Source organism: Halomonas sp. MMSF_3323, from assembly GCF_030733595.1.
GTDB lineage: Bacteria > Pseudomonadota > Gammaproteobacteria > Pseudomonadales > Halomonadaceae > Halomonas > Halomonas litopenaei.
Genome location: NZ_JASHIT010000018.1, coordinates 1 through 14,682, shown reverse-complemented (window position 1 = coordinate 14,682; position 14,682 = coordinate 1). Strand labels below are relative to the sequence as shown.

13 protein-coding genes are annotated in these 14,682 nt (G+C 65.8%); 7 read left to right on the top strand and 6 right to left on the bottom strand.

What is annotated here, in order from left to right; all coding sequences use genetic code 11:
- The first annotated feature begins 147 nt into the window (after window positions 1-147).
- A complete protein-coding gene (alr, locus tag RBB39_RS10750; protein ID WP_045991036.1) occupies window positions 148-1,257 on the top strand; it encodes an alanine racemase in 1,110 nt (369 codons plus the stop codon).
- Between the two features lie 44 nt (window positions 1,258-1,301).
- Window positions 1,302-2,222 (top strand): LpxL/LpxP family Kdo(2)-lipid IV(A) lauroyl/palmitoleoyl acyltransferase, encoded by a 921-nt coding sequence (gene lpxL, locus RBB39_RS10745; protein WP_045991037.1) that lies wholly within the window; start codon window positions 1,302-1,304, stop codon window positions 2,220-2,222.
- A gap of 57 nt (window positions 2,223-2,279) precedes the next feature.
- Here the strand turns inward: lpxL and RBB39_RS10740 are convergent, their stop codons facing one another.
- From RBB39_RS10740 to RBB39_RS10720, 5 genes are all read right to left on the bottom strand, one after another.
- Window positions 2,280-3,632, bottom strand: a complete 1,353-nt coding sequence (locus tag RBB39_RS10740; RefSeq protein WP_045991038.1) for a DUF2254 domain-containing protein — start codon at window positions 3,630-3,632, stop codon at window positions 2,280-2,282.
- Between the two features lie 205 nt (window positions 3,633-3,837).
- The gene (gene ettA, locus RBB39_RS10735; RefSeq protein WP_045991039.1) at window positions 3,838-5,499 is read right to left on the bottom strand and encodes an energy-dependent translational throttle protein EttA; all 1,662 of its coding nucleotides are present in this window, start codon (window positions 5,497-5,499) and stop codon (window positions 3,838-3,840) included.
- Window positions 5,500-5,770: 271 nt separating this feature from the next.
- Window positions 5,771-5,983, bottom strand: coding sequence for a PA3496 family putative envelope integrity protein (locus RBB39_RS10730; protein WP_045991040.1), 213 nt, complete (start codon window positions 5,981-5,983; stop codon window positions 5,771-5,773).
- Between the two features lie 143 nt (window positions 5,984-6,126).
- Complete coding sequence (locus RBB39_RS10725) at window positions 6,127-6,561, bottom strand: PAS sensor domain-containing protein (RefSeq protein WP_045991041.1); 435 nt, start codon at window positions 6,559-6,561, stop codon at window positions 6,127-6,129.
- Window positions 6,562-6,783: 222 nt separating this feature from the next.
- Entirely contained in the window at window positions 6,784-8,094 is a 1,311-nt protein-coding gene (locus RBB39_RS10720; protein ID WP_045991042.1) for an MFS transporter, read from the bottom strand.
- Between the two features lie 110 nt (window positions 8,095-8,204).
- Here RBB39_RS10720 and RBB39_RS10715 point away from each other — a divergent pair, with 110 nt between their 5' ends.
- Window positions 8,205-8,474 (top strand): SelT/SelW/SelH family protein, encoded by a 270-nt coding sequence (locus tag RBB39_RS10715; protein ID WP_045991043.1) that lies wholly within the window; start codon window positions 8,205-8,207, stop codon window positions 8,472-8,474.
- A gap of 144 nt (window positions 8,475-8,618) precedes the next feature.
- The gene (locus tag RBB39_RS10710) at window positions 8,619-9,515 is read left to right on the top strand and encodes a DMT family transporter (RefSeq protein WP_045991044.1); all 897 of its coding nucleotides are present in this window, start codon (window positions 8,619-8,621) and stop codon (window positions 9,513-9,515) included.
- A 16-nt stretch (window positions 9,516-9,531) separates the two neighbouring features.
- On the opposite strand, the gene RBB39_RS10705 is transcribed toward RBB39_RS10710, so the two are convergent.
- Complete coding sequence (locus RBB39_RS10705) at window positions 9,532-10,239, bottom strand: arylesterase (protein WP_083970178.1); 708 nt, start codon at window positions 10,237-10,239, stop codon at window positions 9,532-9,534.
- Window positions 10,240-10,375: 136 nt separating this feature from the next.
- Here RBB39_RS10705 and RBB39_RS10700 point away from each other — a divergent pair, with 136 nt between their 5' ends.
- The 3 genes from RBB39_RS10700 to RBB39_RS10690 all read left to right on the top strand — a co-directional run.
- Window positions 10,376-11,128, top strand: a complete 753-nt coding sequence (locus RBB39_RS10700; RefSeq protein ID WP_045991045.1) for an ABC transporter ATP-binding protein — start codon at window positions 10,376-10,378, stop codon at window positions 11,126-11,128.
- Window positions 11,125-13,743 (top strand): ABC transporter permease, encoded by a 2,619-nt coding sequence (locus RBB39_RS10695; protein WP_204248906.1) that lies wholly within the window; start codon window positions 11,125-11,127, stop codon window positions 13,741-13,743. Before RBB39_RS10700 ends, RBB39_RS10695 begins: the two co-directional genes overlap by 4 nt.
- Window positions 13,744-13,885: 142 nt before the next feature.
- Window positions 13,886-14,682: hypothetical protein (locus tag RBB39_RS10690; protein ID WP_306169080.1), on the top strand; the 797-nt coding region annotated here is incomplete at its 3' end.

Sequence of the window (14,682 nt, the reverse complement as noted above, 5' to 3'; positions counted from 1 at the left end):
AGTGGTTATGTCTGTGGGTCATCATGGTTATGGGGTAACCGACTATGTTGCAAGGAATTTATGGTTCTATATGCCATGAAATGACCATTTCTATCGAGCATAATATTGCGATATCGCTAGCCCGTTACCCCTGACCTCGGAGTCCCCATGTCTCGCCCCCTGATCGCCGATATCGACCTGGATGCCCTGCGCCACAACTACCGGCTTGCCGCGGGCCTGGCCCCTGGCAGCCTCAGCGTCGCGGTGCTCAAGGCGGACGCCTACGGCCATGGCGCCGTCGCCTGCGCCAGGGCCTTGTCCGGCGAGGCGCCGATGTTTGCGGTGGCAGCGATCGAGGAGGCGGTCGCCCTGCGCGAGGCCGGCATCGAGGAGCCCATCGTGCTGCTCGAGGGGATCTTCAGCGCCGATGAGCTGGCCCAGGTGGAGGCGCTTGGCCTGGGCATGGCGATTCACAGCGAATGGCAGCTCGAGGCCGCCCTGGCACGGTGTCCGGCCCGGCCCATCCCGGTGTGGCTGAAGGTGGACTCCGGCATGCATCGGCTGGGATTCCCGCCCGAGCGGGCCGAAGCGGCCTGGCGGGCACTCGAGGCGGCCCCCGAGTGTGTCTGTGATCTTCACCTGATGAGTCACTTCGCCACCGCCGACAGTACCGATGCTGGCTACTTTCAACGTCAGCGCGAGTGCATTGTGGCGCTGGCCGAGCGCCTCGACGCGCCCACCTGCCTGGCCAACTCGCCAAGTATTCTTGCCCAGCCATCGGCCCACGGTGCCATCAACCGCCCAGGAGTGATGCTCTACGGGTCCGACCCTCTGGAGGTCGCCAACAGCGCAAGCCAAGAGCTTGCACCGGTGATGAGCCTGCGCAGCGAGATCATCGCCGTGCGCGAGCTTCCCGCGGGGGAGCCGGTGGGCTACGGGGGGCGCTTCGTCACCTCTCGGCCCTCGCGTATCGGGGTGGTGGCCTGTGGCTACGGCGACGGCTATGACCGCCACGCCGTGGACGGCACCCCGGTGCTGGTCGATGGCAAGCGCACCCATGTGGCCGGCAAGGTGTCGATGGACATGATGACGGTGGACCTGAGCGAACTGCCCGAGGCAGGCATCGGCAGCGAGGTGGTGCTGTGGGGCCGCAGCCGTCACGGTGGCGTACTGTCGGTGGATGAAGTGGCCCGATTCTGCGACACCATCAGCTATACCCTGTTGACCGGGGTGCTGCCACGGGTGCCCAGGCGGTACAATGGCGCCGTTAGCGACTGACGGCCTGGCTCGTCGGTCGTCCTGATCGACCGACGAGGGATCGCATGTCCAAGGACACAACGACCGCGCCACGTTACTGGACCCAGCCACGCTACTGGCCGACCTACCTTGCCATCACCGCCATGCGCGCCAGCGCCTGGTTGCCTTGGCGCTGCAAGCTGGCGTTGGGCCGATTGATCGGACTGGCCGCCTGGCGTTTCGCCGGGCGTCGCCGTCATATCACCGAGACCAATATTCGCCTTTGCTTTCCCGAACTCGACCCGGCGGCCCAGGCCCGCCTGGTCAAGCAGAGCTTTCTGGCCAACGGCATCGGCATCTTCGAGACCGCCACCGGCTGGTGCCGGGATCCCGAACATCTGCGCCACCGGGTCACCTTCAAGGGCCAGGTGCATATGGCGAGGGTCCAGGCAGAAGGCAAGGGCGCGCTGATCATCGGCATCCACTTCTCCACCCTGGATCTCGGTGGCGCCCTGCACTCGCTGTTCTTTCCCGCCGACGTGGTCTATCGCCCCCACGACAATCCGGTGTTCGAGCGTTTCATGACCCGTGCCCGCAACGGCATCTTCGGTACCGCCATCGATCGTCATGACCTGCGTGGTGTGGTGCGACGGATCAAGGCCGGTCACCACGTCTGGTACAGTCCGGACCAGGACTTCGGTCGTGACGCCAGCGTGTTTGCGCCCTTCTTCGGAGTCGAGGCGGCGTCGATCAAGCTGACGGCCAAGATCGCCAAGATGACCGGCGCGCCGGTGATGCCGCTGATCTTTCATCGCAATCCCGACAATCGCACCTACAGCCTCGAATACCTGCCCGCCCTGGACAACTTCCCCAGCGGTGACGAGGTCGCCGACGCTGCCCGTATCAACGCGGTGATCGAGGCCGCGATTCGCCGCCATCCCGAGCAGTATCTGTGGATGCACCGGCGCTTCAAGACCCGCCCCAGGGGCGAGGCCAAGATCTACTGATGGACTGGCCTGGCGGGGCTTGCCGGCTTGGCCGTGGGCGCCTCGTCGGTCCAGGCGTCAACCGATCTGCTCGAGGCGCGCCGCCAGGCGTTCTCGCATGGGGGTCAGGTCGAGGCGGTGCGCGCCTCTTTCCAGTCGTTCCACGATAAAGGCCTGATCCATCGGGTCGCTGGCGCCGTCCGCCAGCGCCTGGCCGACCCGCTGAGCCATCCGCTGAATGCTGGGGAGCTGGTGTTCCCCGGCGAACAGTGACTGGGTCTTGAGCGACTTGAGCAAACCCAGCAGGGTGCTCTGGTCCTCGGCGCCGTAGGACAGGATCGGCACGAACAGGCGGTGCAGCAGGCTGTCGTAGCGTTCCACCGGCCAGGTCACACGGCGCTTGCCGTCACCGTCGACCATGGTGTTGGCCGGCTGCCACTTGAGGTAGCGGCACAGCAGATCGGTCATCCGGTGCAGGCACAGCCTGGCGGTGCCGGGGTCGTTGATCCCCGGCGACAGCGCCTTGATCGCCACTTCCATCATCTGGGTCAGTCCGTGGACGAAGTGCTCGTCGATGGATTCACCGTCGAGATAGGTGAGGGTGGAGAGCACCTCGTCGCACCACTCCTCGTTGGGCGTGTCCTCGCATTCCAGGATAGCGATGGGCAGCCCCTCCACCACGTAGTCGCCGAAGCGAAACTGCAGATGCAGCACGCCACCGATGCGCTCGGCAAGCTCCGCCAGTCGCTCGAGGTTGGCGTTCTGCACATAGCCCGCCATGCGCGCATGGATCTCGTGACACTGGGCGCTCGGCGGTGCAGCCGAGGGCAGGTAGCGCCAATGGTCATCGGTTTCCTTGTCGTGCAGACGCTGCATGCTGGCCAGGGTGGTGTCATGGAGCCCGGAGATCACGGCGTCGATCTGGATCGACTGGGAGGCGTTGTGGATGAAATAGACGAACAGCGCCAGGCAGTGCAGCACCATGGCACAGGCCAGATAGATGGCGAGCGAACGCCAGGCGGCTTCGCCGTCGTCGACCTCCGGCACGATCAATAGAATCAGGATGAACAGGATGGTGCCCAGGTAGTGGCCGAGCACCCACTGATTGGCGCGCTCCGATACCAGCCCGAATACCAGCTTGTGGGAAAAGTTGCCGCCGGCCTGGGACAGCACCGACATCACCATGGAAAAGCTGAACACCATCAGCGAGATCATGCCGCCGAGCATCGCCGCCAGCAGTGACTGGGCGCTGCCCGGGGCGGTGAGACTGAGCTTCTGGATCACCTCCGGCAGCGAGGTGTCGCTGATCGGTGGGGCCAGCGCCAGCAGGCCGAGCAGACCGTAGACCAGGGCTGCCAGGGTCGGCAGGTAGGCGATGCTGGTATAAAAGGCGCGAATCAACCGCACCGGATGGAAGGTCAGCGATGACATGGCAGGGACCCTGTCAGGTAGCGGTGGATGGGATAGGTCGATGTCGACGACAAGATGCGTCGCATCTGGCTCTTATCGCTTCAAGCGTGCTGTCATGCAAGTACGCCGGTAAACGCTGGCGGCAGCGGAAAGACTGGAACTGCACAAACGACGACGCCACCGGCGTGGGCCGGTGGCGTCGTTGCAGTGCGCAGTGCTTGTCGTATCAGGCGTCGATACGCTTGTACTTCATCCGATGCGGCGTGTCGTCACCGACGCGCTTCTTGTGGTCGGCTTCGTACTCGGTGTAGTTGCCGGCGAAGAACTCGACGTGGGACTCGCCCTCGAAGGCCAGGATATGGGTCGCGATGCGGTCCAGGAACCAGCGATCGTGGGAGATCACCATGGCGCAGCCGGGGAAGGCCAGCAGAGCCTCTTCCAGCGCACGCAGGGTCTCGATATCCAGGTCGTTGGACGGTTCGTCGAGCAGCAGCACGTTGGCGCCCTGCTTCAGGGTCTGGGCCAGCTGCAGGCGGCCGCGCTCACCACCGGAGAGGTCCCTGAGGAACTTCTGCTGGTCATTGCCCTTGAAGTTGAAACGCCCGACGTAGGCCCGTGAGGAGACCTCGTAGCCGTTGATGTTGAGGATATCCTGTCCATCGGACACCGCTTCCCACACCGTCTGCTTGTCGTCGAGGGCGTCGCGCATCTGCTCGACGTAGGCGATGTCCACCGTCTCGCCGAGCACCACTTCGCCGGCGTCCGGCTTCTCGCTGCCCTGGATCAGCTTGAACAGGGTGGACTTGCCGGCACCGTTGCCGCCGACGATACCGACGATGGCACCCTGGGGGATGGTGAAGCTCAGGTCCTCGTAGAGCAGCTTGTCGTCGAAGCGCTTGGACACCCCGTGGAATTCGATGACCTTGTCGCCCAGACGCGGACCCGGCGGAATGTAGATCTCGTTGGTCTCGTTGCGCTTCTGGAAGTCGCCGGACTGCATCTCCTCGAAGCGGTTGAGGCGTGCCTTGCTCTTGGCCTGACGGCCCTTGGCGTTGGAGCGAACCCACTCGAGCTCGTGCTTGATCGCCTTCTGACGCGAGGCCTCGGCCTTGGCTTCCTGCTCCAGGCGCTTCTCCTTGGCTTCCAGCCACTGGGAGTAGTTGCCTTCGAAGGGGATGCCCTGGCCGCGGTCGAGCTCGAGGATCCAGCCGGCCACGTTGTCGAGGAAGTAGCGGTCGTGGGTGATGGCCACCACGGTACCGGAATAGTCGTGGAGGAAGCGCTCGAGCCAGGCCACGGACTCGGCGTCCAGGTGGTTGGTCGGCTCGTCCAGCAGCAGCATGTCCGGGTTGGACAGCAGCAGGCGGCACAGCGCCACGCGGCGACGTTCGCCACCGGACAGGTGGCCGACATTGGCCTCCCAGGGCGGCAGCCGCAGTGCCTCGGCGGCGACTTCCAGCTTGCGCTCCAGGTTGTGGGCGTCGGCGGCCTCGATCAGGTTCTCGAGCTTGGCCTGTTCGGCGGCCAGCGCGTCGAAGTCGGCGTCCGGTTCGGCGTAGGCCGCATAGACGGCGTCCAGCTTGGCCTGGGCTTCCTTGATCTCGCCCAGTGCCTCCTCGACGGTCTCGCGCACGTTCTTGGTGTCGTCGAGCTCGGGCTCCTGGGGCAGGTAGCCCACGTTGAGGCCCGGCATCGGCCGTGCCTCGCCTTCGATCTCGGTGTCCACGCCGGCCATGATCCGCAGAAGGGTGGACTTGCCGGCGCCGTTGAGACCGAGCACGCCGATCTTGGCCCCGGGGAAGAAGGACAGGGAGATGTCCTTGAGGATCTGCTTCTTGGGGGGCACGACCTTGCCCACCCGGTTCATGGTGTAGACGTATTGCGCCATGGGAACTCGCTAGTGTTGGGGAAACGATCACCACCGGCGCTGACGGACGCCCTGGGCGTCGACAGCATAGCCAGACGTGGACGATGCCGCGTTTCCACTGGGGTTCGCGGAAAAAAAGCTGGTCACAGATGATAGAGCCGGAGGCGCGCAAACGCCAGCCGTGTGGCGAGATCGAGGGTCGCCTCACACAAGGTGAGGGGATTCGCCAGGCGAGAGCGAAGGGCGGGGGCGATGCACCGACCGCCCCGGGAAAGACAGGTGGCGCTGGGTGCTATTCCTCTTCTTCCTCTTCCTCGTCATAGCCCCAGTCGTCATCGATGGCCTGGCGCAGGCGACGTTCCTCGAGCAGGGCTTCCACTCGTCGGCGGGCGCGCAGGGTGTCAGCACGGTTGGAAGGACGACTGCGGGAATAGTCCTCGTCGTTGACCGCCTCCTGATCAGAGAGGTCGAGGTAGGCATCATCGAGAAGGGAATCACGGCTCATGTGAAATCTCCCATGGCCAGAGCGCCGAAGCGCGTCTTGTCACACCATGCTTCCGACGGCGGGAAGCGCCAACAGAATCCGAGGACTCTGTTGGCTATATAAGCGGGAATCGAGAAAAGTGCAAGAGGGAGGCGTGGACTGGCTCAGGCGCTGTCGGCGCCGTCACGCAGGCGATCGATCTCGGCCAGGTTGGCCACACGTTCGCTGACGTCCTTCTGGACGCCGATGAAGTAGACCAGCTCGTCACTTTCGTCCAACACCGGGGTCAGTGACAGCTCGTTGTAGAACAGGGTGCCGTCCTTCCTGTAGTTGCGCAGAACTTCGCGGCAGGGGCGCAACTCCTTCAAGGCCTTGCGCACGACGTCGAGGGCCGGCTGGTCGGTATCGTCGTTCTGCAGGAAGCGGCAGTCGCGGTAGAGGATCTCGTCCGCGCTGTAGCCGGTCAGGCGCTCGAAGCCCTGATTCACGTAGATCAGGATATGCTCGTCGCCTTCCTTCTCGGCCACCACGATCCCGTCTTCCGAGGCGTTGACGATGCGTTCGAGCAGTTCCGGGGCGATCATGTTCGGTCGTGTCATGGGACGTCCTGTTGCGGGCTTGGCGTTACACCCTTGTTGCCTGGTAATCAGGGGCCGGGGATTCAGGGGCCAGGATGTGCACCAAACCGGTAGTCTCTCGTAGACGGTTTGTGCGCAACCTCGGGATGTAATGATGGCTCTAATCGGCAAAATTTGATGCTAAGCATGGCCAGGCGGCGAGATTAAATCAATGGTCCGCTAACCTCTTTTGCTGCCCTTGCGTCACTCTACCTCCGGCAGGCGCAATGCGCTGAGGGCGGCCAGGGCGGCGGTGGCGGCCAGCACCAGCAACAGCGGGCCGGCGCCGAGCCATTGCGCCAGAGCACCGATCACGGCGCCGACGATCAGCATCAGCACGCCAGTGATGGTGTTGGACAGGGCCACATAGAGGGCACGATTGTCGGCGCCGGCCATGTCGACGATGTAGGTCTTGCGACCGAGGCGAATGCCCGAGTGGACGATGACCAGCAGCGCGTAGACCAGGGCGTAGGGCCAGACACTTGCGCTCATCGACTCGGGCAACCAGGCCAGCGATGCCCCCAGCAGGCAGCACAGGGTGGTACCGATGGCACCGTCGCGCATCACCGTTTTGCTGGAGGCATCCGAACGCTTGCCCCAGATGGGGCTGGCGACCATGCCGGCGACCCCGGATACCACGATCAGAAGTCCCAGTCCGCCAAGTTCAGTACCGCCGTTGTCCTGGGCCATCAGCGCGACATAGGGCAACGCCAGGGCGCTGGACAGCAACAGAGCGCGGGTCAGGTTGAAGTTACGAAAGGCGGCGTCGTCGCGCATCAGGGCGAGGCCGGTCTTGACCGAATCCCAGGCGTTGGCGCCGCCGTCGGTGGCGCCTTCCGCTTCTTCGATGGCGGCGGCGCAAAGCGCATTGAGGGTCCATCCCAGCGCCGCCACGCCAAGCAGCACCGCCAGGGCGAGCTCACCGGGGCGGTCGTCGAACAGCACCAGCACCGCACCGGCGGCCAGGGTCACGGCGCCCGCCACGCTGCCGCTCCAGCCCATCAGGGTCCCGCGACGTTGCTTGGAGATGGTCTTGCCGAGCACGTCCTTGGTGGCGATGGACGACAGCCCCCGGGCCAGCGACAGGGCGACCAGGGCCAGCAGTACCAGGCCGCCGCCAACACCGCCGGAACCGATCAGGGCAAGAACCGACAGCGCCGCGGCGGCCAGCGCCTGGAGCAATCCACCGACCATCCAGACGCCCTTGCGCCGGGGTTTCAGGCGGATAAAACCGGCCACGAACAGTTGGGGCAGCAGGGCGCCGGCCTCGCGAATCGGCACCAGCAGGCCGACCATCCAGGTCGGCGCGCCGATGGCACCCAGTAGCCAGGGCAGGACCAGACGAGCGCTGGAGAGCTCGTCGGCGAGCTTGTTGCCGAGCGACGCCAGCAGATGCAGGAAGAAGTTGCGCGGCTGCTCATCGCAGGCGCTGTCCGGGATGTCCTTGCACAGGCGACTGTCCTCGTCGCCGGTGAGCCACTCGTAAAGTCGCGTCTGGGTTTCGCCACTGGCCATGGAGGCTGTCCTGACTGTTATGATCGAGGTTTGAGGGAATACGGTGTACACGCTGCCTTGCAGCGCGTCGCCGGTGTTTCCACCTACGTGCTGGAACAGGGAGGCTGAACGTGGCACGCATTCGGATTATCTACTGTACGCAATGTCAGTGGCTCTTGCGTAGTGGCTGGTATGCCCAGGAGCTGCTCTCGACCTTCGGCGAGGATCTCGAGGAGGTGACGCTGGTGCCTTCCCACGGCGGACATTTCGAGATCCGGCTGGATGACGAGACGCTGTGGGAGCGCAAGCGAGATGGCGGCTTTCCCGACGTCAAGACGCTCAAGCAACGGGTCCGCGACGGCATCGCTCCCGAGCGCGATCTGGGCCATCTGGACCGTTGAATGTTGCCGATGGTCATCCTGTGTTGACGGTCTGAACGCGGGCTCGATGGCGTCATCCTGATTGACCGCGTCGCTGATTGGCGTGGCCATGGCCCGCTGCTCCTTGCCCTCATCCTTGTCCTCATCTTTACCCCAGGGAATGTCATGACAACTGATCGACAGGCCATGGCCTTCGGCCTTGGCGCCGTGGCGTTGTGGTCCACGGTGGCCACCGCCTTCAAGCTGGCGCTTGCCCATATGAGCCCGCTGGAGCTGATGTGGCTGGCGGCGCTGGTGTCCTGGGCGCTGATGAGCGTGCTGATGCTGCGGCGCGGACAGCTGCATCAGGCACTTCGTCGCGGCTGGCGCACCGCTGTGTGGGCCGGGCTGATGAACCCGGTGGCCTACTACCTTGTGCTGTTTGCGGCCTATGACCGGTTGCCCGGACAGGAGGCCATGGCGCTCAACTACACCTGGGCGCTGGCCATGGCGCTGCTGGCGGTGCCGATCCTCAAGCAGCGGTTGACGCCGATGGACGTGGTGGCCGGCCTGGTGGCCTACGCCGGGGTCTGGGTCATCGCCACCCGCGGCCAGGTTTTTGACGTGGCCTTCGCCGATCCTCTGGGCGTCGCACTGGCGCTGGTGTCGACGCTGATCTGGGCGTTGTACTGGCTGTTCAATGCCCGCGACCGGCGTCCTCCGCTGGTCGCCCAGTGGCAGAACTTCAGCGTCGGGGTGCCGGTGCTGACGCTGCTGATGGTGCTGGGGCCAGGCTTTCAGTGGCACGGCAGTGCCGCCCTGGGCGCGGGCATCTATGTCGGACTGTTCGAGATGGGCGTCGCTTTTGTGCTATGGCAGGCGGCGATGCAGCGGGTGTCGCGCACCGCCAAGGTCTCCAACCTGATCTTTCTGTCACCGCCGGTGTCGCTGATGCTGCTCTACCTGGTGGTGGGCGAGCCGATACTCCCCTCGACCCTGATCGGACTGGTGCTGATCCTGCTGGGGCTTGGGCTGCAGCAGTGGCAGAAGGCGCCGGCTCACGTCGAGCCATCCTCCTCTTAGGGGCCCGCGGAGCGCCTCAGGAGGCGCTCGCTTGCTCGCTGCGTTCTTTGCTGTCTTTCTGGCTGGAGGGTTGGGTCGACACCGCCTCGGTCCCCGGCGTCTCGGTCTCGTCCAGCAGGGGCGCAAGGCTCGGCCAGACGTTGTCGAGCAGCCTCGACTGGGCCTCGGCGGTGGGGTGGATGCCGTCGTCCTGCATCAGCTCCGGGTCCAGCGCCACGCCTTCGAGCAGGAAGGGTACCAGCGGCACCTCATGGGTGTCGGCCAGTTCACGAAAGACCCCGGTGAAGGCCTGACGGTAGGCGTCGCCGTAATTCGGGGGAATATCGATACCCAGCAGCAGCACCTGGGCGCCGGCGGCCTGGCTCTTTTCGATCATGCCTTCGAGGTTTGCCGACATCTGGCTCGGCGGAAGGCCCCTGAGTCCGTCATTGCCGCCCAGCTCCAGCAGAACGATGTCCGGGTCGTGCTGTCGGAGGAGTTCAGGGAGACGGGTGGCGCCCCCGCCGGTGGTTTCGCCGCTGATGCTGGCATTGACCACCTCGGCGCGGTGCGCCACTCGCTCGGCCAGCAACGCCACCCAGCCGGCGTCCCGTTCGATGCCGTAGGCGGCGCTCAAGCTGTCGCCCACCACCAGCAAGGTCGGCGGGGCTGTGTCAGACTGGGCCCAGACCGACCCCGGCACAAGGGCGGTCAAGACGCAGGCCATCATCAGCGTCTTCAGCATCCGCCTGGCGGGCGTTGCCCGGCGATCCTGCGCTCGTCTTCCTGACGTCGTGGCATCAGCAGCGCCGAAGCGCGAGGCTCCAGAAAAAAACCGCCGTGCCGCCCCAAACGTCCAAGTCCCAGGGAATGCCATCACCATGTCGCTGTCTCCTTCCGAGAATACCGTCCCGACCACCGTGCTGCGCGCGCGAGGCCTGTCCAAGCGGGTCGCCAGCGGAACGCGGGAACTGACCATCCTGCGCGAGCTTGAGCTCGACGTACAGTCCGGCGAGAGCGTCGCCATCCTCGGCCAGAGCGGTGCCGGCAAGTCGACCCTGCTGGCGCTGCTGGCCGGTCTCGATACGCCCAGTGCCGGCGAGCTTGCGATGTTCGGTACATCGCTTGCCGAGCTCGACGAGGACGGTCGCGCGGCGCTGAGAAACACCCGAGTGGGCTTCGTGTTTCAGAACTTCCAGTTGCTGCCGACCCTGACGGCGCTGGAAAACGTGCTGCTGCCGACCGAGCTGTCGACCCTTGCCAACCGTGAGGCCCGTGCCACCGACTGGCTCGGTCGAGTGGGGTTGGGCGAGCGCCTGGATCACCTGCCCAAGCAGCTGTCCGGCGGCGAACAGCAACGGGTGGCGCTGGCGCGGGCCTTTGTCACCGGCCCCGAGCTGGTGTTTGCCGATGAGCCGACCGGCAATCTCGACCCGGACACCGGGGAGCGCATCATTCAGACCCTGTTCGAGCTCAACCGTTCCGAGGGCACCACCCTGGTGCTGGTTACCCACGACCACGCTCTGGCGAGGCGCTGCGATCGGTGTCTGCGCCTGGCCGACGGCCAGCTCACCGAGGTGACATCCAAGCTTCCAGCCGAGGTGCCAGACGCCCAGCGGGAGGCCTCGGCATGAGTGAGCGAAGCGTCACGGCGAAGGGCCAATTGGGACGTCAGCTGGTGATGGCGGCGCGCTCTCTGCGGCGCGATCTTCGTGCGGGTGATGTACGCGCCTTGCTGGTGGCGCTGACCCTGGCGGTGGCCGCCTCGACCATGATGGGGTTCTTTCTCGACCGGCTGGAACGTGGTCTGACCCGTCAGGCCAGTCAGATGATGGGCGGCGATGTGGTGCTGGAGCAGTCCGATCCCTTCGCTCAGGAGATCCGGGAGCGTCTGGAAGGCGCCGGCATGCGCCTGAGCGACCAGGTCGATCTGGTCTCCATGGCCAGTCGCGATGGCGCCTTTCAGCCGGTCAGCATCAAGGCGGTGGATGAAGACTATCCACTCTACGGCGTGTCCCGGGTCGACCAGGGCGCCGGCGTCGAGGAGCTCGCCAGTGGCCCTGAGCCAGGCGAGGTGTGGCTGGCGCCGAGGCTCGAGACGCTGCTGGACATCGAACTCGGCGACAGTCTGACGCTGGGCAGGGGCGAGTTCCAGGTGACCGGCTGGATCGAGCGGGAGGCCGACCAGTCTGCCGGCTTCGGCAGCTTCAACCCGCGGGTGATGATGCACGTCGACGACGTCGAGGCAACCGGCCTGATCCAGCCCGGTTCGCGCATCGAGTTCGAGATCCTTGCCGCCGGCTCGCCCCAGGCGGTGGAGACGCTGTCGCCCTGGCTCGCCCGCCTGCGCGCCGACGGCGTCGAGGTACGTGACGTGCGCGAGGACCGGCCGCGGCTGGGCTCGGCGCTGGAGCGAGCCGAGACCTACCTGAGCCTGGCCGGTCTAGCCGCCGTGCTGCTGGCCGGGGTGGCGGTGGCCATGGCGACGCGGCGCTACGTCGATCGCCATCTGGATACCGCCGCGCTACTGCGCTGCTTCGGCGCGTCCCAGCGGGACCTGGCGCGTATCTTTACCTTCCAGCTGGCCGGTCTGGCGCTGGTGGCCTCGCTGATCGGCGCGCTTCTGGGGCTGGCGGGACAGGCGTTGCTGCTGGCCTTGATGCAGCGTTTTCTGCCGCTGGAGCTGCCGCCTCCCGGAGCCTTGCCGTTGTGGCTCGGCGTGCTGACGGCACTTGCCGTGCTGGCCGGCTTTGCAGGGCCGACCCTGCTGCGCTTGAAGCGGGTTAGCGCACTCAAGGTACTGCGCCGGGAGCTGGACCCCTTGCCCGCCTCCGGCTGGTCACTGCTGCTGGCGGCGGCGCTGGCCTTCGGTGCTCTGCTTTGGCTGTACTCCGGCAGCCTGGGGCTGGCGGCGGGGCTACTGGCCGGCGGCATGGTGGCGCTGGGCGTACTGTGGGGCCTGGCGGGCTTGATTCTCGATGGACTGTTGCGTCTGGCCGCGCGGCTGGAGGGGGGCGATCCCGCAGGTCTGCGTGGGTCGTTGCGTCTGGGCGCTCGGCAGTTGGCGCGCCGTCGCAACGCCAGCCTGGGGCAGATGCTGGCGTTTGCGGTGACCTTCTTCGCCATGACCATGATCGCCCTGGTGCGGGGCGATCTGTTGACCACCTGGCAGGCGCAGTTACCCGAGGACACACCCAATCACTTCGCGATCAATATCCAGCCCGGCGAGCGCGACGACTTCGAGCAGCGGCTCGAGGCCATCGCCGAGGCCAGCAGTGATCTCTACCCCATGGTCCGCGGGCGTATCACCGCGATCAACGGCCAGCCGCCGAGGCAGGCCGTGCCCCCCGAGGCGAGGGGAGAAAACGCCCTGCGCCGGGAGCTCAACCTGACCTGGCGGGCGGACCTGCCGAGCGGTAATCGTCTGGTGGCCGGCGAATGGTTTGCCTCGCGCGCCGAGGTCGGCGGCTGGCTCGACGAGGTGGACGCCCAGCCGTCCTCGGCGCCCGCAGGCGATGACGTCGCCGAGACGGCGCCGATCTCCATGGAACGAGAACTGGCAGAACGTCTGGGGCTGGCGCTGGGGGATCGTTTAAGTTTCACCATCGGCGCCGACACCCTGGTCGGTGAGATCACCAGTCTCCGCGACCTCGATTGGGACAGCTTCAAGCCCAACTTTTACGTGATCTTCCCGCCTGGTGTGCTGGAACGCTACGGCCATAGCTACATCACCGCCTTCTATCTGGAGCAGCAGCAGAAACGCGAACTGGGGAGCCTGGTCCAGGCCTTCCCGGGGGTGACGCTGCTCGACGTGGATGCCCTGCTGGGGCAGGTCCGTGAGGTGCTGGGGCACGTGACCCGGGCGGTGGAAGTGGTGCTGGCCTTCGTGCTGCTGGCCGGGGTCAGTGTGCTCTACGCCGCGTTGATCGCCAGTCAGCCGGTACGTGCCCACGAAAGCGGCTTGTTGCGCGTCTTTGGCGCAGGTTCCCGTCTGCTCGCGCGGGTGCAGTGGGCTGAATTTGCCGTTCTGGGACTGGCCAGCGGCCTGATGGCGGCGCTGCTGGCGGAGGTCGCCACGGCCGCGTTATATCTGCTGTGGCTGGATCTGCCGCCGCGGGTGCATCCCTGGGTCTGGCTGCTGGTCCCGACGCTCGGCGCTGTGGTACTGGGCCTGGTAGGGCATCTGTTGTCCCGTGGCATTCGGCGACAGGCGCCGGCGGCGAGCCTGGGGCTGCTGGGCGAGGCCTGAAAGGCGAATCATCATGAAAGGGCGGAGCGTCTCACGAAACGCGAAGCGCCTCATGCAAAGCGATGCGCCTTATGCAAAGCGAAGCGCCTTATGCAAAGCGATGCGCCTTATGAACAGGGAAGTGCGTCATGAAGGAGCGACGATGACCAGGACCAAGGTGGCAAAGGGAAAGAAGCGGGGCTCAACCAGCAACGCCTCTCGCAAGAACGCCTCCGGCAAGACCATGTCCGCCGAGGAGTGTCAGCGGTTTCGGCTGCTGTCGGCCCAGCTTGAATTGGCCCAGCGAGCGGATCGGGCAGTGGTAGTGCTGGTGGCCGGCCACGCCGCCACCGGCAAGGGCGAGCTGATCAACCTGCTCAACCACTGGCTGGAGAACCGGTTGACCGAGGTGCACGCCCTGGTGCCCGGCGACGAGGAGCGCCGACGACCTTACTGGTGGCGATTCTGGCGGCGTCTTCCGGGGCGTGGCCGGCTCGGGGTGTTCGTCCATGGCTGGGTCGGCGATGCGGTGCTGGCGCGGGCCTCCCGCGCCTTGGGCGAGGGCGCCTACAATGACCGCATCGAACAGATGCGTCAGTTCGAGGCGGAGCTTGCCGCCGACGGGGTTCGCCTGGTCAAGCTGTGGCTGCAGATCGATGCAGACACCCAGCGACAACGACTCGAGGCCTGGGCCGCCGACCCTGCCAGTCGCTGGCAGGTTACCGACGAAAAGTGGCGCCGCCACGCCCAGCATGGCCTGCTCGATGAGCTTGCCCGCGACCTGCGTGCGCGCACCCACTGTCGCCACAGTCCCTGGATCGAGCTCGACGCGAGCCCCGGCAACGACCTGCTGCCCCAGGTGGCCGAAGTCCTCGAGAAGGTCATGGCAAGCCCTGTCCCGGCCCTCGAGCGCCCCGAGACTCCCCCACTGAATGCCATCGCTCCCCCCCGGCTCGACGC

Bases quoted from the DNA above. Each gene is read 5' to 3' on its own strand.
- alr (WP_045991036.1), top strand. From the start codon at position 148: ATGTCTCGCCCCCTGATCGCCGATATCGACCTGGATGCCCTGCGCCAC.
- lpxL (WP_045991037.1), top strand. From the start codon at position 1,302: ATGTCCAAGGACACAACGACCGCGCCACGTTACTGGACCCAGCCACGC.
- RBB39_RS10740 (WP_045991038.1), bottom strand. From the start codon at position 3,632: ATGTCATCGCTGACCTTCCATCCGGTGCGGTTGATTCGCGCCTTTTAT.
- ettA (WP_045991039.1), bottom strand. From the start codon at position 5,499: ATGGCGCAATACGTCTACACCATGAACCGGGTGGGCAAGGTCGTGCCC.
- RBB39_RS10730 (WP_045991040.1), bottom strand. From the start codon at position 5,983: ATGAGCCGTGATTCCCTTCTCGATGATGCCTACCTCGACCTCTCTGAT.
- RBB39_RS10725 (WP_045991041.1), bottom strand. From the start codon at position 6,561: ATGACACGACCGAACATGATCGCCCCGGAACTGCTCGAACGCATCGTC.
- RBB39_RS10720 (WP_045991042.1), bottom strand. From the start codon at position 8,094: ATGGCCAGTGGCGAAACCCAGACGCGACTTTACGAGTGGCTCACCGGC.
- RBB39_RS10710 (WP_045991044.1), top strand. From the start codon at position 8,619: ATGACAACTGATCGACAGGCCATGGCCTTCGGCCTTGGCGCCGTGGCG.
- RBB39_RS10705 (WP_083970178.1), bottom strand. From the start codon at position 10,239: ATGCTGAAGACGCTGATGATGGCCTGCGTCTTGACCGCCCTTGTGCCG.
- RBB39_RS10700 (WP_045991045.1), top strand. From the start codon at position 10,376: ATGTCGCTGTCTCCTTCCGAGAATACCGTCCCGACCACCGTGCTGCGC.
- RBB39_RS10695 (WP_204248906.1), top strand. From the start codon at position 11,125: ATGAGTGAGCGAAGCGTCACGGCGAAGGGCCAATTGGGACGTCAGCTG.